Source organism: Chromohalobacter canadensis (assembly GCF_029544075.1).
Taxonomy (GTDB): Bacteria; Pseudomonadota; Gammaproteobacteria; order Pseudomonadales; family Halomonadaceae; genus Chromohalobacter; species Chromohalobacter canadensis_A.
In genome coordinates this window covers 129150-147636 of sequence record NZ_JAJQJH010000005.1, presented here as the reverse complement: position 1 = coordinate 147636, position 18487 = coordinate 129150, and the positions used below count along the sequence as shown (strand labels likewise).

The following is an 18487-nucleotide window of genomic DNA, read 5'->3' as shown; positions in this document are numbered from 1 at the left end:
AGCACTCAGCGACCCAGAGGGCGCCACGATGACACGCTGTGTCAACGCGACGTCCATAACCGGAGGGCAGACGGTGTTCAAGAAACTTCTCATCGCCAATCGTGGCGAAATTGCTGTACGCATTGTACGCGCCTGCGCTGAGATGGGCATCCGCTCGGTGGCGATCTACACCGAGCCCGATCGCTTTGCACTGCACGTCAAGCGCGCCGATGAGGCGCATTTCGTCGGCGAAGATCCGCTGGCGGGCTATCTCGATCCGCGGCGTATCGTTGACCTGGCGCGCGAGACCGGCTGTGACGCGATTCACCCCGGCTACGGCTTCCTCTCGGAAAACGCAGACTTCGCGCGCATCTGCGAGGACGCCGGGTTGGCCTTTGTAGGTCCGGACGCCGAGGTGATCGCGCGGATGGGCGACAAGACGGCGGCGCGCGCGGCCATGCGTGACGCCGGCGTGCCGGTGACGCCGGGCTCGGAGGACAATCTCGAGACTTGCGACGAGGCCTTGTCGCTGGCCGATACCATCGGCTATCCGGTCATGCTCAAGGCCACTTCCGGGGGCGGTGGGCGCGGGATTCGCCGTTGCGACACGCCGGCGCAGCTCGAGCAGGCCTGGGAGCGCGTGATCTCCGAGGCAACCAAGGCGTTCGGCAGTGCCGATGTGTTCATGGAGAAATGCGTCGTCGAGCCGCATCACATCGAGGTGCAGATCCTCGCCGACAGCATTGGCAACGTGATCCATCTCTTCGAGCGGGACTGTTCGATCCAGCGTCGCAATCAGAAGCTCATCGAAATCGCGCCCAGCCCCCAACTGACACCTGAACAACGGGCCTACGTCGGCGAAATGGCGGTCCGTGCGGCCAGTGCGGTGGGCTACGAAAACGCCGGTACCGTGGAGTTCCTCGTCAAGGGCAACGAGGTCTACTTCATGGAAATGAATACCCGCGTGCAAGTCGAGCACACTATTTCCGAAGCGATCACCGGCGTGGATATCGTGCGCGAGCAATTGCGTATCGCTGCAGGGCTAAAGCTCGCCTACCGCCAGGAGGATATACGCCACCACGGCTACGCCATCCAGTTTCGCATCAATGCCGAGGATCCCAAGAACGATTTCCTGCCGTCGTTCGGACGCATCACGCGTTATTACGCCCCCGGGGGGCCAGGGGTACGCACCGATACCGCGATCTACACCGGCTATACGATTCCGCCGTATTTCGACTCCATGTGCCTGAAGTTGATCGTGTGGGGCATGAGTTGGGAAGAAACCCTCGATCGTGGAATTCGCGCCCTCAACGACATGCGTCTGCAGGGGGTCAAGACGACCGCGCCTTACTATCAGGAAATTCTGCGCCACCCCGATTTCCGCAGCGGGCACTTCGATACCGGCTTCGTGCCCAGCCATCCCGAACTGCTCAATTATTCGGTCAAGCGCAATCCCGAGGAAGTCGCTCTAGCGATTGCCGCCGCCATCGCCGCCCACGCCGGTCTATAAGGAGATACCCATCATGAATGCCGTATCATCTTCCCAAGTCAATATCACCGACGTCGTGTTGCGTGACGGCCATCAATCGCTGATCGCCACGCGCCTGCGCACCGAGGACATGTTGCCCGCCTGTGCCAAGCTGGACGCCATCGGCTATCACTCGCTCGAGGTATGGGGCGGGGCAACCTTCGATGCCTGCGTGCGCTTTTTGAAGGAAGACCCATGGGAGCGCCTGCGCGCTTTCAAGGATGCCATGCCCAACACGCCGCTGCAGATGCTGTTGCGTGGCCAGAACTTACTGGGATATCGCCATTATGCCGACGATGTCGTCGAGCGCTTCGTCGCCAAGTCGGCGGATAACGGCGTCGATGTGTTCCGCGTCTTCGATGCGCTCAACGATCTGCGCAACCTGGAAACCGCCATGCGCGCGGTCAAGGCCAGTGGCAAGCACGCTCAGGGCACGATCTGCTATACGGTGAGCCCGGTGCATACCCTGGCGATGTACGTGGACCAGGCCAAGCGGCTAGTCGACATGGGTGCCGACTCGATCGCCATCAAAGACATGGCGGGGCTTTTAACGCCGTATGCCACGGGCGAGCTGGTGGCGGCATTGGTCGAGGCCGTGGACGTGCCGGTCCATCTGCATGCCCACGCCACCTCGGGGCTGGCGCCGATGTGTCATCTCAAGGCCGTGGAAGCGGGGTGCCGGCATATCGACACCTGCATTTCGGCATTCGCCGGCGGTACCAGCCATCCGTCGACGGAAGCCATGGTGGCTGCCTTTCAAGGTACGGACTACGACAGTGGCCTGGATCTCGAAGCGCTCAAGGAGATCGGCGACTATTTCCGCGGCGTACGCCAGAAATACGCCGCCTTTGAAAGCGAGTTCACCCGCGAGGACGTCTCGGTACAGATCAATCAGGTCCCGGGCGGCATGATGTCCAACCTCGCCAATCAGCTCAAGGAACAGAACGCACTGTCCAAGATCCGCGACGTGTTCAACGAAATTCCGCGTGTGCGCGCCGATCTCGGGTACCCGCCCCTGGTGACGCCGACCTCGCAGATCGTTGGGACCCAGGCCGTGATGAACGTGCTTACCGGCGAGCGCTACAAGACCATCACCAACGAGGTGAAGCGCTATCTTCAGGGTGGCTATGGTCATCCGCCAGCACCGGTGGATGACGACGTTCGTCGTCAGGCCATCGGTAATTCCCCAGTGGAAGAAGGGCGCCCCGCCGATCGGCTGAATCCCGAGATGGCGCGTTTGACGAAGGACATCGGCGAATTGGCCGAGGGTGAGGAAGACGTCCTGACCTATGCGATGTTCTCCGAGCTGGGGCGCGATTACCTGCAGGGACGACGAGATGGATCGTTGGTCTCGGAGCCGATTCCCGCTCCCGATGCGGGAGACGCCAGCCGGCCGGTGACCGAAGGTGTGCCCACCGAGTTCGTCATCGACGTGCACGGCGAATCCTACGAAGTGCAAATCACCGGCGTGGGCGGTAATAGTGGTGGCAAGCGCCAGGTTTATCTGACGCTCGATGGCATGCCGGAAGAGGTCGTGTTCGAAGCCAAGGATGCTTTCGTCGGCGGCGAGACCTCGGGCCGTGCGCGCGCCTCGCAGCCTGGTCATGTCACGACATCCATGCCCGGCAATATCGTCGATGTCTTGGTCGCCAAGGGCGATCGTGTCGAAGAAGGCCAGGCAGTCTTGATCACCGAGGCGATGAAGATGGAAACCGAGGTCCAGGCACGGGCCTCGGGCACCGTCGAAGCGGTCCACGTCGTCAAGGGCGACCGCGTGACGCCGGGCGAGGTGCTGATCGAGATCACCTGATCGGAACGTTGCTCATGCCCGTGGCGCCTCGGGATTCGGTGCTGCGGGCCGGGCTTGTTCGAACAAGACGCGAACGCGTTCCAGGCGCTCCTGCACATGCTCGCTTTGCGGCCCGCTGGCGTCGAGGATGTGGGTGATGTGTGCCAAGTGATCATCGACCTGCGTGGCGTCGTCGCGTGCGATGAGTGTGGGAAGCGCCTTGAGTGCCTCGCGCACGTCGAGCTTGAGAATGAAGAACTGCTCACGGACCAGCATCTTGAAGTGTTGAAGGTCCAGGCTCTTGCCGAGTTCCTCGCGCGTGGCCTTGAGGCGCTGGAAATTGCGCTCATCGGTCGTCGGCGCCCCGCCCAGGATGTAGATCAAGGCCCGCACCACCGCTTCGCGTGCTCCACCACTGGCGATGCGTTCCCGCAAGGCGGCTCGTCGCGTACGCAGGAAGTGTTGATGCTCCGGTGCACGCCCGGGGTGGGGGCGAACACGCGCCATGTCCGGGCCGATGCCGGCGAGCGATTGTAGCCAGGGTTGGCCATAGACGTTCAGGAACAGCGCCTCACTGATGCGGTCACGCCATTCGCCATAGGCCTCGAGGTTTTCTTCGATACGGGTGGCTATGCTGCGCTCCCATTGCGTCAGAGGATTGTCCGGCGAAAGCGGTTGGCGCTGGTGACGAATACGCTCGGCCAGCACCGGCACGGTAGACATCAATGGATTGCGGTCGGAGAGTAGCTTGTAGCCCAGCCGAATGGGGTGCAGTCGGCGTAGCCAGCGCCCTGCTTCGGGGGTCATGACGGCTTGTATCCACGGCTGCGTGTATTGTTGATACAGCGCTAGTCCGCTTTCAGACAGACGCGCTACAGTGGCGAAGCGGCGCTCGTCGTCATCGCGTCGTTGCACTAGCGGTTGCAGGTCGTCGACGCCACGCGGGCGAAATTCGAGCAGATAGTCACCATCGGTGGCATCCCCGGTCGCATCGCGTGGCGTGATGGCGGTTTCGTACAAGCCGGGGGGCAGGACGTCGATATAGTCCATGTTGGCGGTAAATTCGGCATGTTCGCGGCGCGAGATGCTGCCCGAGACGAAAATTCCCAGATGCCCGGTCGAGTCGTGTACGCAATACACGATGGTCTGCTCGTTGGCGATGATGTCGTCCACGCCATCGTAGAGATCGGACACCCAGCCGAACGCTTGGGGCGGTGGCGTGATGTTGTCGCCTTGCGAGCAGAACACCACGATAGGCGAGCGGACGTTGCGTAGGTCGATGCGCCGTCCGTCGCGGGTGATCAGTTGGGCAGTGCTCAAACGATTGCCGATGAAGAGGTTGTCGACGATGTACTGTATTTCCTCGGCATTGAGCACGATGTGCCCACCCCACCAGCGCTCGAATTGGAGATAACGCTCGCTTTCGTGATCGACGTCGGCGTAAAGCCGATATTGCTTGCTCCACAGCGTATTGGCGGGGTTGAGGCGTTCGAAGTTCTGCACCAACCAGGCCCCGTCGAAGAGCCCTGCACCCAGGTCACCGGCAAAAGCGGTCAACCAGCTACCGCCGAGCAGGCCCCCGCTATAGCGCATGGGGTAGCGGCCACGCTCGCCGGCCCAATAGGACAGCGGTGCGCCAGCGACGAGAATCGGTCCGAAGGCATCCGGTTCAAGGGCGGCAGCCATCATCAACTGCCAGCCTGCCTGGCAGTTGCCGATCACCACGGGTTTTTCATTGGCCTCGCCATGACGAGCGCCGACCTCGCGTATAAAGGCAATTTCAGCATCGACGACATCTTCGACATGCTGTCCCGGCACCGGAAACGGCAGAAAGCCGATGAAGTAACATGGATGACCGGCGCGCATGGCGACGCCGATCTCGCTATCGGGCTTGAAGCCACCAATGCCGGGCCCATGGCCGGCTCGCGGATCGACGATGACGAAAGGGCGCTGGAACGGGTCGATCGTTATACCGGGCGGGGGCAGGATGCGCATCAATTCGTAGTTGACCGGGCGCGGCAGGTCGCGGCCATCCATGAGCACTTCGGCCTCGAACCCTAGCACGTTGGGTTTAGTCTGCGCCATGTGCTCAAGATACTGGTTGCCACGCTGACGCATGACGTCCCAGTAGAGCACGCTGCGTTCGAAGGTATCCTGCCAGTAGTCCTGGGTGGCGCGAATCAGGCCGAAGGGATCGAGAATGGGGCTGGCGGCTTCCAGCCAAGCGGCGTGCATGGGAAACATGAAGGGCGCTCCTGGTCACGAATTGCTGCACTGCAATATTAAGCGTAACCCGAAAACGCGTATCTGGCATGTGAAATCGACGCATGCCGCCAAGACTAGGCATGCGTCGCGGTGCTTCAAAGTAGCAAGCTATGGGCAGCTTGCCGGCAAAAGGTGCTGATCAATCAATATCGTCGCCAACTTGAATGATCTTCATGGTGTTGGTGCCGCCATGCGCATTCATATGATCGCCGCGTGTCAGGATAACGTGATCGCCCTGTTTGACGATGCCTAGCGAGACGAGGTTATCGACGGCGTGGTTATTGAACTCAGTGGGTTTGAGGCTTTGTGTGTCGAAGGGCAGCGAGACGACCCCGCGATACAATGCCATGCGGCGCTGCGCGATTTCGGTATGCGCCAAGGCCACGATCGGCAGGCCGGAACGAATGCGCGAGGCGATCAATGGCGTATAACCGGTGGCGGTCATGCAGACGATGGCGGAGACCCCGTCGAGATGGTTGGCGGCGTACATGGCCGACAGCGCCACGGTTTCATCGACCCGGGTAAAGCCTTCATGAATACGATGCTGCGATTGCTGTGCGGCACGCTCACGTTCGGCGCCCAGACAGAGGCGCTCCATGGCCTTGATGGTCTCCACGGGATAATCGCCGGCGGCGGTCTCGGCGGAGAGCATGACGGCGTCGGTGCCATCGAGCACTGCATTGGCGACGTCGAAGACCTCGGCGCGGGTCGGTAGCGGCGAGTCGATCATCGACTCCATCATCTGCGTTGCGGTGATCACCACTTTATTAAGACTACGTGCATGCTGGATGATGCGCTTTTGCACGCCGATCAGTTGGGCGTCGCCGATTTCCACGCCAAGGTCGCCACGCGCGACCATGACCGCTTCGCTGGCGCGGATGATGTCATCTAGAGTGTCGTTGTCGGCGACTGCCTCGGCGCGCTCGACCTTGGCGACCAGGCCGATCTCGCTACCCGCTTCGCCGAGCAGGTCGCGGGCCAGGCGCATGTCGTCGCCATGGCGTGGGAAGGACACAGCCAGGTAGTCGACACCGATATCAATAGCGGTCTTGAGATCCTCGCGATCCTTGTCGGTCAGTGCGGCCGCAGACAGGCCGCCGCCTTGCTTGTTGATGCCCTTGTTATTGGAGAGCTTGCCACCCACCTTGACCGTGGTGTGAATAGCCGGGGCGTCAACGCGCTCGACCTGCAGTTCCAGTCGACCATCGTCAAGCAGCAGGACATCGCCCGGGGCAACATCGTCGGCCAGGTCCTGATAATCGCAGCCTACCCGCTGGGCATCGCCGGCATCACGATCAAGGGAAACGTCGATGACGAAGGTCTGGCCTTTCTCGAGCGTGACCGCTTCGTCCTTGAAGCGTGCGATGCGGATCTTGGGGCCTTGTAAGTCGCCCAGCGCGGCGACAGTGCGTCCGACGCGTGCGGCAGCATCGCGTACCGCCTTTAGCCGCCGCCGATGATCGTCCGCGGAGCCGTGGGAGAAGTTGAGTCGTACCACGTCGACGCCCGCGGAGATCATGTCTTCGAGGACCCCGTCGCGGTCGCTGGCCGGGCCCAGGGTCGCGACGATCTTGGTGCGGCGAATCGGACCGTGAAACGCATTCTGCATGGAATTCTCCTTGGCCTCATGAAAGGTAGTAGCGGCTCTGTGCGAGCCATGTCGTTATTTTACTACATTGTGCCTCATCGTCTCGACAGGTGCGATGACCCCAAGTCGTGAACATTAGATTATCACTTTTTGCATGCTGGGCATGTCCCAAGGTTGGATGACTCTGGAGGTGCTTTCCAGTAGCACTGCCATGGGAAGCATGCCGATTTGGATGCGGGTTTTGCTTGCCGGTGGCAAGGCGTCGCGTCTAGTGTTTTTCAAGCCAGTGGCGTAAAGATCGTCATGGACCTGGCTTGAAGGCCCGCGTTGCGACGGGCTGGCGCGCAACGAGGCGCTAAGGTAGGGTAGGCGCATTTTTCGCCGGGAGAGTTCCCCGGCCACGACATCACTGCCGACGCCCTGACAGGGCGCGTTGGCCATTCGAGCGGAGCGTTATGGGCAAGTCACTGGTCATCGTGGAGTCACCGGCCAAGGCCAAGACGATCAACAAGTATCTCGGCAACGATTTCGTAGTGAAGTCGAGTGTCGGGCACATCCGTGACTTGCCGACAAGTGGCAGCGGCAAGAACGCCACCGATCCAAAGGAGCGAGCCCGCCAGGCAGCGGCGACACGCAAGATGTCGCCTGATGAAAAAGCCACCTATAAAAAGCATAAGCAGTGGACTCAGTTGGTGCGACGCATGGGGATCGATCCCGAGCATGGCTGGGACGCCAACTATGAGATCCTGCCGGGTAAGGAAAAGGTCGTCGCCGAGCTCAAAAAGCACGCCGAGAAGGCCGATGCCGTCTATCTCGCGACCGACTTGGACCGCGAAGGAGAGGCCATCGCTTGGCACCTGCAGGAAACCATTGGTGGCGATGCGTCACGCTATCGTCGCGTGGTCTTCAATGAGATCACCAAGAATGCCATTCAGGAGGCGTTCAAGACGCCCGGCGAACTGGATCTGTCACGCGTCGAGGCGCAACAGGCACGGCGCTTTCTGGATCGTGTCGTAGGTTTCATGCTGTCGCCATTGCTATGGAGCAAGATCGCACGGGGGCTGTCGGCGGGCCGGGTGCAATCGGTGGCGGTGCGCTTGATCGTCGAACGCGAGCGTGAGATTCGCGCCTTCGTTCCCGAGGAGTTCTGGGATGTTCACGCCGATCTCGTGCCTGAGAAGGGCGATGCGGCGCCAGTTCGCTTCGAGGTGGCACGTCATAAAGGCCAGGCGTTTCGCCCCACCTCCGAACAAGAAACGCTAGAGCGAATCGCGCCGTTGCGCGAGGCGGCGCTGGTGATCACCGATCGCGAAACCAAGCCGACACGCTCCAAGCCCAACGCCCCGTTCATTACCTCGACCCTGCAGCAAGCCGCCAGCGGGCGCCTCGGGTTCTCGGTGAAGAAGACCATGACCCTGGCGCAGCGTCTCTATGAGGCAGGTTACATCACCTATATGCGTACCGACTCGACCAACCTGTCGCAAGACGCGGTGGAGAGTGCCCGGGCTTATATCGACGAGCGTTTCGGCCAAGCGTACCTGCCCGAATCGCCCAACCGTTATGCCAGCAAGGAGGGGGCGCAGGAAGCGCACGAGGCGATTCGCCCCACCGAGGTGGCGCAAAACGGCGACGAGCTTGCGGTGGAGCGCGACGCCCAGCGCCTCTATGAGCTTATCTGGCGCCAGTTCGTGGCCTGCCAGATGGTGCCGGCGGAATACTTGGCGACGACGCTTACCGTCGAGGCCGAGGAGTTCGAGCTCAAAGCGCGTGGTCGAGTGCTCAAATTCGACGGTTACACGCGGGTGATGAAGCCGGCAGGCAAGAAGGAAGAGGATCAGGCACTTCCGGATCTCGAGAAAGGGCAATCGATGAGCCTGCAGGCCCTCGATCCTCAGCAGCATTTTACCAAGCCGACGGCGCGTTATACCGAGGCGAGCTTGGTCAAGGAGCTCGAAAAGCGGGGGATCGGGCGGCCTTCCACCTATGCTTCGATCATCTCCACGATTCAGGATCGCGGTTACGTCAAGCTTGAGAGCCGTCGTTTCTATGCCGAGAAGTTGGGTGATATCGTCACCGACCGTTTAGCCGAATCGTTCAGCGACCTGATGGATTACGGCTTCACCGCACGTATGGAAGATCATCTCGACGAGATCGCCACCGGCAACCGGGAATGGCGTGAGCTGCTTGACGCCTTTTACGCCGAGTTCAAGACCAAGCTCGAACATGCCGAGGCCGAAGAGGGCATGCGGCCGAATCAGCCGGTGCCGACGGATATCGACTGCCCCACTTGTGGCCGCAAGATGCAGATTCGCACGGCATCGACCGGTGTCTTCTTGGGATGCTCGGGATACAACCTCCCCCCCAAGGAGCGTTGCAAGACGACCATCGACCTTATCCCCGGTGACGAAGCCGTGGCGTCGGATGCCGATGAGGAGGCCGAAACCGAAGCCTTGCGGGCCAAGCATCGCTGCCCGGAATGTGGTACGGCGATGGATAGTTACCTGATCGACGAGACACGCAAGCTGCATATCTGCGGCAATAGTCCCGATTGCAGCGGGCATGAAATCGAGCAGGGCAAGTTCCGTATCAAGGGATACGACGGTCCGGTCATCGAGTGCGACAAATGCGGTAGCGAGATGCAGCTCAAGTCCGGGCGTTTCGGCAAATACTTCGGCTGCACCAACGAGAACTGCAAGAACACCCGCAAGCTGCTCAAGAGCGGCGAAGTCGCACCCCCCAAGATGGACCCGATCCCCATGCCCGAGTTGGCCTGCCAGAAGGTAGAGGATCATTACGTCTTGCGCGATGGTGCCAGTGGCTTGTTTCTAGCGGCGAGTCAATTTCCCAAGAACCGTGAAACGCGTCCTCCCCTGGTCAAGGAACTCAAGGCGCACCGCGACGAGCTACCCGAGAAGTACCATTTCCTGCTCGATGCGCCGGGGGAAGATCCCGAGGGGCGTGACGCGCAGATTCGTTTTTCACGCAAAACCAAGAGCCAGTACGTGATGAGCGAGCGAGACGGCAAGGCCAGTGGCTGGCGGGCCGAGTTCGAGGACGGAAAGTGGCGGATCGAGGATAAGCGCAAATGACGCCAAGAGGCCGTACCAACCAACTGCTTTATCATGCCCAGTTGTTATTGGACACCGCCTGGGCCGACGACGAGCATACCGATGCTCGGCGTATGGCACATGAAGAAGGCGCTCTGGCCACACTGGAGTTGGCGCTTAACGCGGCGCTGCGAGAGTTGACCGAACACGCGCAACTCTCGCGGCACGATTGGCGCGAGCTGCTGGCCGAACAAGGCCCGGCATTAGCGGGTGTCGTGCAGTTGCGAGAGCTGGCGCGACGAGAAGACAGCTGGCTGGAGCGTTTACTGGCGCGTCTCGAGTCTTTGCATGACGTCGAGGGCGCGTCGCGTCGCCGTGTCGTCGGCTCGAGCATGATCGCCAGCGCCTCGGGGATATCCTTATCCGAGGAGCTCGACGCATGTATCGCGGCGTTCAAGGCTCAGCTGGACGAACTGCGCGAGACCAGCGAGGAGTGGTGACGCCGCCTGCATGCGGTGGTATCCTGCAGGCAATGAAAAGAAACGACCATGGCGTTTGCCTTGGTCGTTTTTTATTGGGACAGACGGGAGAATATAGCGTGTCCGATACCGCGATTCTGGAAATTGTCGAGCTCGCCGATGGCGAAGTCGTGCTTCGGCCTTCCGAAGCCGAGGGTGAGCCATTGGTAAGCATTCGCTTCTCGGAGGAAGCCCTGGACTTATTGCGTCAGAGCCGCTTCGAGGTGGCGCGTCAGATGATCGACCATGCGATCACGCGCACGCGTCTGTGGGAAGGCAATGAGGAAGAGTCGCAGGAGGCTCCGGAAACGGTGCATTGATGCGCTCTGCTTGAGGGCCGATGATAGTGTTGTCGCCATGACGTCCGGCTGCCGATAAGGCGCCGGACGTCAGTATTTATGGCATCATGATTTTCCTTCATGATCACTTGAAAGATATGCAGTGGTCATGGCCCCTATGGCGCGGCAAAGTGAGCGCCCTAATCTTCGAGCCGAGAGTCGAGAAACGCTATGAGCCAGTATCAGCCTCCATTTCGTGCCGACACCGTGGGCAGCCTGTTGCGTAGCGATGAGCTCAAGCAGGCGAGACGCCGTTTACAAGCAGGGGAGAGTGACTACTCGACGCTACGTACCGTTGAAGACGCCGAGATTCGACGTGTCGTCGCCAAGCAGGAAGCGTTGGGCCTCAAGGCGGTTACCGATGGCGAGTTCCGCCGCGCCTGGTGGCATTTCGATTTTCTCGAAGGCCTCAAGGGCGTAGAAGGCTATAGCTCGGATCAAGGGATCCAGTTTCAAGGGCGTCAGACGCAGGCGCGCAGCGTGCGTGTAACCGACAAGCTGGGCTTCGATCCCGAGCACCCGATGCTGGGACACTTCCGCTTCCTGGCGGACACGGTCGACAAGGCGACGCCGAAGATGACGCTGCCGAGCCCCAGCGTGCTCCATTTCCGTGGCGGTCGCCGCAATATCGACAGTAGCGTCTATCCCTCCCTGGATACTTTCTTCGCCGACCTGGCCGACACCTACCGTGACGTGGTCAAGCATTTCTATGCAGCGGGCTGTCGTTACCTTCAGCTCGATGACACGGTTTGGGCATATCTGTGCTCCGAGAAGGAGCTTGCGGCGGCGCGTGAGCGTGGCGAGGACGCCGATCGTCTACAACACATCTATGCTGAGGTACTCAACCACGCGCTGGCCGATCGTCCCGACGATCTGCATGTCAGCCTGCACGTCTGCCGGGGTAACTTTCGCTCGACGTGGATCAGCGAAGGGGGCTATGAACCGGTGGCCGAGACGCTGCTGGGACGCGTCGATGTCGATGCCTACTTCCTCGAATACGACACCGAGCGGGCGGGTGGTTTCGAGCCGCTGCGTTTCCTGCCCGAAGGTCACAAGCAGGCTGTCCTGGGGCTGATCACCAGCAAGAGCGGCGAACTCGAGCCCGCCGATACGGTTAGTGCCCGCATTGCTGAAGCGTCGCGCTACGCGCCGCTTTCCCAGCTTTGTCTGAGCCCGCAGTGCGGCTTTGCCTCGACCGAGGAAGGCAATTTGCTCAGCGAAACGCAGCAGTGGGGTAAACTTCGCCACGTCGTGGATATCGCCAAGGCTGTCTGGCAAGACTGAATTCTGCCGCGCTGGTCTATTATTCGCCCTCGCATGCACGTATGCGGGGGCGTTTTATTAGGTGGGGCTCGCATTGCATGTCAATGAAGACGATGAGGATGGAGCGTTAATCGCTGACTCATCTGCCATGTAACGGTAAGTCATCGCTTCTATAAGGGGAATTATGACGTCTATCGGCGTCGCCGGTGTGTCCATTCGGCGACGAATAGGAATCTCTGGACCCTTTGATCATGGGCAGCGTGGGAAAATTTACCGTTTCTCAGGCAATTGATATTGGCGATATTAGCGGTATTCGTATTATCCTGTGGGCGGTACATGAGGGACCTGATGTATCAGGGCTTCATCACCACACACAGAAAGGTTTTCAAGGAGAACGCAGATGTTGTCCAACAGCAAGAACACGCTCAAGCTTCTGGTCGCCGCTGGCTCTCTGGCCGTGTTGGCAGGTTGTGCCTCTGGCCAGGAACAGATGAAGAGCGATATCGATCAGGCGCAGGCTGACGCGTCTGAAGCCAAGAGCATGTCTCAGCAGGCAATGAATGCTGCCGAGCAAGCTCAGCGTGACGCGCAGGCCGCTCTCGAAGCGACCCAGCGTAACCGTGCCGAGATGGACCGTATGTTCGAGAAGTCCATGCGCAAGTAATGCGTAGGCAGTATAGGGCCGGCGTTTCAACGTCTGGTCCAGGAAAGGGCCCTGCCATTGGTGGGGCCCTTTTCGTTTGCAACTGATGGGGATGACGCCCCCCGGGGCTTTCGGTGTACGCTAACGCCTTGTCACGATCATTCGGAGTGGAACATGAGGCGATGGGCGCGTGCGTTGGTAATGACCTTGAGTGTGTTGTCGTTGGCGGTTTGGAGTGGGGCATGCGCGCTGGCAAACGCCGATGACGAGGTTTGGATCTTGATCGACGATGATGCATCCACGCTGGATATCTATCGCGGCGATACGCGCATCGAACGTTATGAGCCAATAGCGTTGGGGCGGGGAGGCACGGCGCGCGTGCGTGAGCAAGGCAGCAGAATGACGCCTACCGGCGAATTTCACATCAACCGCATCAACCGTGACAGCAAGTTCAATATCTTCCTGGGACTGGATTACCCTAAGCTCGATACTGCACGCGAGGCGATGCAAGCCGGGTTGATGTCGCCGACCGAATACGCCGATTTCCAGGATGCCTATTATCGTGATGGTGCGCCACCGCAAGATACCGTACTGGGCGGTTATATTGGCATTCACGGTTTAGGCGCCAGCGATCCCGATATTCACCGGCGTTTTAACTGGACGGAAGGGTGCGTGGCCGTCACCAACCCTCAGATCGAAGAATTGACGCGTCTGGTCTCGATCGGCACACGCGTCGTGATCCGAGGGGACGACGATGCGCCGATCACGGCCTTACATGACAAGCCTCAGGTCGATTCTAGAATCTCGACTGACTGATAAAGCAGATGCGGCGGCATCGGCAAGGCGTCGTACAGGCTGCCGGGCAGCGGTTCACGCGGTGCCTTTTCTTCTGGCTCGACGTTCAGTGCCACGGCTGCGCCATCGGGAATCAACACCGCGTTCGCTAGGCGCCGGTGATCGATGTCGGTGTCGATATCATGGCGTTCCAAGGTGGCAACGAGCGCTTCATCGGCGTCGAGCACACGCTTGAGCACCGGTGATCGGCGGTCTTCTTCAAGCAAAGGGAAAGACTGTACGTAGAGCGTCTCGTCGCGCCAGCCGAACTTAGTTGGTTCGCTGACCAGGTTCACCTGGGAACCCACTGGGAGCTTGCCGAATAGATGCTCCACATCCTCCGGGAACATGCGAATGCAGCCATGCGTCACGCGCATGCCGACACCTTGCGGACGATTGGTGCCATGGATCAAATACCCGGGAATGCCTAGCCGCATCTTGTACTTGCCTAGCGGATTGTCGGGACCGGGCGGCACTACGTCGGGGAGTTCCCGGCCGTCCTCAGCGTGCTCCTTGATGATTGACTGGGGCGGATACCAGGGCGGGTTTTTCTGCTTGGCGGTAATCCGTGTTTCACCCAGCGGCGTCGACCAATCCATGCGCCCGACGCTGATGGCGTAGGTCTCCACTCGTGCCGGTTCTCCCTCCTTTTGCTCGGGATAATAATAGAGGCGCATTTCGGGGATGTTGATCACGACGCCTTCGTGGTCGACATCGGGCAGAATGAAACGTGTGGGAACCCTGACCTCGGTACCTTCGCCGGGATACCAGACACTGACGCCGGGGTTGGCGCGGCGCATCTCCTCGTAGCCGATCCCATAGTGGCGACCGATATCGAGCAGGGTGTCTTCCTTGTCGGCTTCTATGACGCGTGCTTCGCCGACGATATTGCTTTTCTCGTCGATCTTAAAGCGTGTGACGCGTTGGTTGTGAGGTGTCGCCTCGCTCTGCGGCAAGTTGGCCGCTTCGGGGTCAATCACGGGGCCCGGGGCGGAATCGGCAAGCGCCATCGTGGAGAGAGAGAGCAAAGGGGCCAGCAAGAAAGGCGATAGGCCACGGCAAGTAACCGGCATGGATATGGACTCTTTTTCGTTCAGGCGAGTGGCGGACGCCACGGTCACCTGCATTCTGGCGTATTTTCATGCCGACACAAGCCTTCAGTAGCTTGTGGCGCGCATCCGTGCGTCTGTACGAGCGTCCTGGCAGGGCACCCGCATGGCGGGTGATGCCTGTTACGCTGCTTCTGTCTTGCGGTTGAGTTGCCCGAGTAACTCTTCGAGTAGGGAGAAGCGCTTGTCCTCGTCGCTCATATCGCCTTCGAAACGCAGCGTGTCCGCGCCGTCCAACCGATAGTGCGCTGGGTTTTGCTGGATCATCTGGACCAGTGTCATTGGGTCGACGGCGGTTTGCGTGCCGAAAGTTAGGCGGCCACGCTCGGCGCCGGCTTCAAGGCGCACGATGCCCAGGCGTTCGGCACGCTGGCGTAACCGAGTCTGACGGAAAAGCGTCTTGAGCGGCCCTGGTAGCAGGCCGAAGCGGTCGATCATTTCGACCTGCAATTCCTTGAGTTCGGCTTCATTCTCGGCGTTGGCGATGCGCTTGTACATGATCAGGCGCTGCTGCACGTCGGGCAGGTAATCGCTAGGAATCAATGACGGCAAATTGAGGCTGATTTCCACACCATCGTCCAACGGAGACTCGATATTGGGTGTCTTGCCGCTCTTGATGGCCTTGACCGCGCGATCAAGCATTTGCATGTAAAGGCTGTAGCCGACCGTTTCCATCTGTCCGCTTTGTTCATCGCCCAGCAGTTCGCCGGCGCCGCGAATTTCCATGTCGTGGCTGGCGAGGGTGAAGCCGGCCCCGAGATCCTCCGCCTGGCTGATCGCTTCGAGGCGCTTGAACGCATCCTTGGTCATTGCCTTGGGCGGTGGCGTGAGGAGATAGGCATACGCCTGATGATGGCTGCGACCGACACGCCCCCGGAGCTGGTGCAACTGAGCGAGCCCGAACTTATCGGCACGCTCGATGATGATGGTATTGGCGCTGGGTACGTCGATGCCGGTCTCGATGATAGTCGAGCACACCAGTACATTGAAACGCTTGTGATAGAAGTCCGACATCACGCGTTCCAGCGCACGCTCGGGTAACTGGCCGTGGGCGACGGCCACGCGCGCTTCGGGCACCAGCTCGGCCACGCGCTCGGCAGTGGTTTCGATCGTCTTGACTTCGTTGTGGAGGAAGTAGACTTGGCCACCGCGCAGAATTTCGCGTAGCAGGGCTTCCTTCAGGACGCCTTCGTTGCGCTGCTGCACGAAGGTCTTGACCGATAGGCGGCGTGCCGGAGGCGTGGCGATGATGGAGAGGTCGCGGATGCCGCTCATTGCCATGTTCAAGGTGCGGGGAATCGGCGTCGCGGTGAGCGTGAGAATATCGATCTCGGCCCGCAGGCTCTTGAGTTTTTCCTTCTGCGAGACGCCGAAGCGGTGTTCCTCGTCAATGATCAACAGTCCCATGTTGGGGAGCGACATCGTCTTGGAGAGCAGCTTGTGAGTGCCGATGACGATATCGGCACGGCCTTCGGTGATGCGCTCCAGTGACGCTTGTTGTCCCTTGCCAGCAGTGAAGCGCGAGAGCAGCTCGATCTGGACCGCGGTATCCGCGAAGCGATCGCGAAAATTGTCGTAGTGCTGTTGGGCCAGCAGGGTAGTGGGGACGAGTACTACCACTTGGCGACCGGAATGCACGGCGAGAAAGGCCGCACGCATGGCGACCTCGGTCTTGCCGAAGCCCACGTCGCCACAGACCACGCGGTCCATCGGACGCGGCGCGGTCATGTCGCTGATGACCGCATCGATGGCAGCGTGTTGATCGGGCGTTTCCTCAAAGGGGAAGCTAGCCGTGAAGCGTGCGTATTCCTCGTCGGGAATGTCGCAGGCGAAGCCCTCGCGTGCCTCGCGTCGGGCGTAGGTGTCCAGCAGCTCGGCGGCGGTATCACGTACCTTCTCGGCCGCCTTGCGCTTGGCCTTGTCCCAGGTTTCCGAACCGAGTTTATGCAGCGGAGCCAGTTCATCTGTGGCGCCGGCATAACGCGAGATAAGATGCAGGCTATCCACTGGAACGTAGAGCTTGGCGCCGCCGGCGTATTCCAGTGCCAGAAACTCTGCGGCTTGACCGCCGGCTTCAAGTGTCTCAAGCCCTTGGTAGCGGCCCACGCCGTGGCTCTGGTGGACCACCGGAGAGCCGGGGCGTAATTCCGCGAGGTGGCGTACGGCGAGTTCGTTGTCATCGGTCACCTGACCGCGGCGGCGTGCCTGGCGAACAACATCGCCGTAGAGTTCGGTTTCGGTGATGACGCAGGTCGCAGGACTATCAAGCCATAGCCCTTCATCTAGGCCACCCGAACAAATCGCCAGCGGCGCACTGCCATCCAAGAAGTGTTGCCAGCCATCGGCCACGGCCAGAGGACGCTCCAAAGGGGCGAGGGTTTCTTCCAGTGCTTCGCGGCGCCCACTCGACTCGGCAACCAACAGAACGCGCGGGGCGTCGGGGGCACCGAGAAACGCCTCCAGTTTGGCGAGGGGATGATGACCACGGGCGTGAATAGCTACATCCGGGAGGGGATGCGTGGCCGGTACCTTGGCATGAGGATGCGATTCGTCGTCAATCAGGGCCACGCGCGGGTGCTGCTTGATGGAGGCGAATACCTCGGGCACAGGCACGAAGGCATGTGCCGGCGGCAATAAGGGGCGAGTGGGGTCGACGCCAAGATTGTCGTAACGACTTTCGATGGCGCTCCAGTGATGCTCGGCCGCATCGTGGACGCCGGGCATCAATGCAATGCGCGTATGTGCATTTAGATGCTCGAACAGGCTGGCGGTCTCCTCGAAGAAAAGCGGAAGGTACTGCTCAAGCCCAGGAGACGGAATGCCCTTGAGCGCGTCGTTGTACAGCGGGCATTGGCGCGGGTCGACGTCGAACAATGTCTCGAACCCCTCGCGGAAGCAGGCAATTGCCGAGCGCGACAGCGAATATTCGTGTGCCGGCAGCAGCTCCACGCGCTCGACTTTATCCAAGGAACGCTGAGAGTCGGGATCGAAATGCCGCAAGGTATCGACTTCATCGTCGAACAGATCGATGCGCAGAGGATGATCGCTGCCCATCGGATAAAGATCGATCAAGGCCCCACGAAGCGCATATTCGCCGGGTTCATAAACGGTCTCCACGGCACGGTAGCCAGCCCGCGAGAGGCGTTCCCGGAAGCCTTCCCGATCGAGTTGCATGCCGGTGTGCAATGTCAGCACGCGACCGGCGATGTAGTCGGTGGGCGGGAGCCGTTGCATAAGGGTATTGATGGGTACCACGACGATGCCGCGCGTCCCTTCTTGCAGCTGACGCAGCGTTTTGAGACGTGTCGAGACGATGTCCTGGTGCGGCGAAAAGCTATCGTAGGGCAGCGTTTCCCAGTCGGGGAACGACAAGATGGGATGATCGGCGAAGAATTGCAGCGCGCCTTCGAGCCGTTGAGCGCTGGAGGTATCGGGGGTCACGACCATCAGCGGAGCGTCGTCGGCGAGGCGTGCCAGCGCCAGGGCGCTAGCGGCGGCGTGCGGACGTTGCCAGTAGACAGTGTCACGCATGCCCTGAGGATGCGGCGGATCGAGCGGTGAAAAATACGACATGGTGCGCTTCATT

The 18487-nt window shown here is 60.5% G+C and carries 12 protein-coding genes; 8 read left to right on the top strand and 4 right to left on the bottom strand.

Annotated features, from left to right (window positions below):
* Positions 1-73: 73 nt before the first annotated feature.
* Both LUN51_RS09175 and oadA read left to right on the top strand, forming a co-directional pair.
* On the top strand, positions 74-1489 hold the full coding sequence (locus LUN51_RS09175; RefSeq protein WP_277811023.1) for an acetyl-CoA carboxylase biotin carboxylase subunit: 1416 nt from the start codon (positions 74-76) through the stop codon (positions 1487-1489).
* A 13-nt stretch (positions 1490-1502) separates the two neighbouring features.
* Complete coding sequence (gene oadA, locus LUN51_RS09170; protein WP_277811022.1) at positions 1503-3317, top strand: sodium-extruding oxaloacetate decarboxylase subunit alpha; 1815 nt, start codon at positions 1503-1505, stop codon at positions 3315-3317.
* A gap of 12 nt (positions 3318-3329) precedes the next feature.
* Here oadA and LUN51_RS09165 read toward each other — a convergent pair whose 3' ends face one another.
* Positions 3330-5540, bottom strand: coding sequence for a DUF3141 domain-containing protein (locus tag LUN51_RS09165; RefSeq protein WP_277811021.1), 2211 nt, complete (start codon positions 5538-5540; stop codon positions 3330-3332).
* Positions 5541-5700: 160 nt separating this feature from the next.
* A complete protein-coding gene (gene pyk / locus LUN51_RS09160; protein ID WP_246939098.1) occupies positions 5701-7170 on the bottom strand; it encodes a pyruvate kinase in 1470 nt (489 codons plus the stop codon).
* Between the two features lie 434 nt (positions 7171-7604).
* Here pyk and topA point away from each other — a divergent pair, with 434 nt between their 5' ends.
* The 6 genes from topA to LUN51_RS09130 all read left to right on the top strand — a co-directional run bounded on the left by topA (position 7605) and on the right by LUN51_RS09130 (position 13774).
* The gene (gene topA / locus LUN51_RS09155; protein ID WP_277811020.1) at positions 7605-10238 is read left to right on the top strand and encodes a type I DNA topoisomerase; all 2634 of its coding nucleotides are present in this window, start codon (positions 7605-7607) and stop codon (positions 10236-10238) included.
* Complete coding sequence (locus tag LUN51_RS09150; protein WP_277811019.1) at positions 10235-10696, top strand: DUF6586 family protein; 462 nt, start codon at positions 10235-10237, stop codon at positions 10694-10696. Before topA ends, LUN51_RS09150 begins: the two co-directional genes overlap by 4 nt.
* 98 nt (positions 10697-10794) lie before the next feature.
* On the top strand, positions 10795-11034 hold the full coding sequence (locus tag LUN51_RS09145; protein WP_277811018.1) for a hypothetical protein: 240 nt from the start codon (positions 10795-10797) through the stop codon (positions 11032-11034).
* Between the two features lie 189 nt (positions 11035-11223).
* A complete protein-coding gene (locus LUN51_RS09140) occupies positions 11224-12336 on the top strand; it encodes a cobalamin-independent methionine synthase II family protein (protein WP_277811017.1) in 1113 nt (370 codons plus the stop codon).
* Positions 12337-12715: 379 nt separating this feature from the next.
* Entirely contained in the window at positions 12716-12979 is a 264-nt protein-coding gene (locus tag LUN51_RS09135; protein ID WP_097023233.1) for an Lpp/OprI family alanine-zipper lipoprotein, read from the top strand.
* A gap of 153 nt (positions 12980-13132) precedes the next feature.
* Positions 13133-13774, top strand: coding sequence for a L,D-transpeptidase family protein (locus tag LUN51_RS09130; protein WP_277811016.1), 642 nt, complete (start codon positions 13133-13135; stop codon positions 13772-13774).
* Here the strand turns inward: LUN51_RS09130 and LUN51_RS09125 are convergent.
* Both LUN51_RS09125 and mfd read right to left on the bottom strand, forming a co-directional pair.
* The gene (locus LUN51_RS09125) at positions 13744-14865 is read right to left on the bottom strand and encodes a L,D-transpeptidase family protein (protein WP_277811015.1); all 1122 of its coding nucleotides are present in this window, start codon (positions 14863-14865) and stop codon (positions 13744-13746) included. The two genes, LUN51_RS09130 and LUN51_RS09125, sit on opposite strands and share 31 nt — an antisense overlap.
* A gap of 159 nt (positions 14866-15024) precedes the next feature.
* Positions 15025-18474, bottom strand: coding sequence for a transcription-repair coupling factor (mfd, locus tag LUN51_RS09120; protein ID WP_277811014.1), 3450 nt, complete (start codon positions 18472-18474; stop codon positions 15025-15027).
* Positions 18475-18487 lie beyond the last annotated feature (13 nt).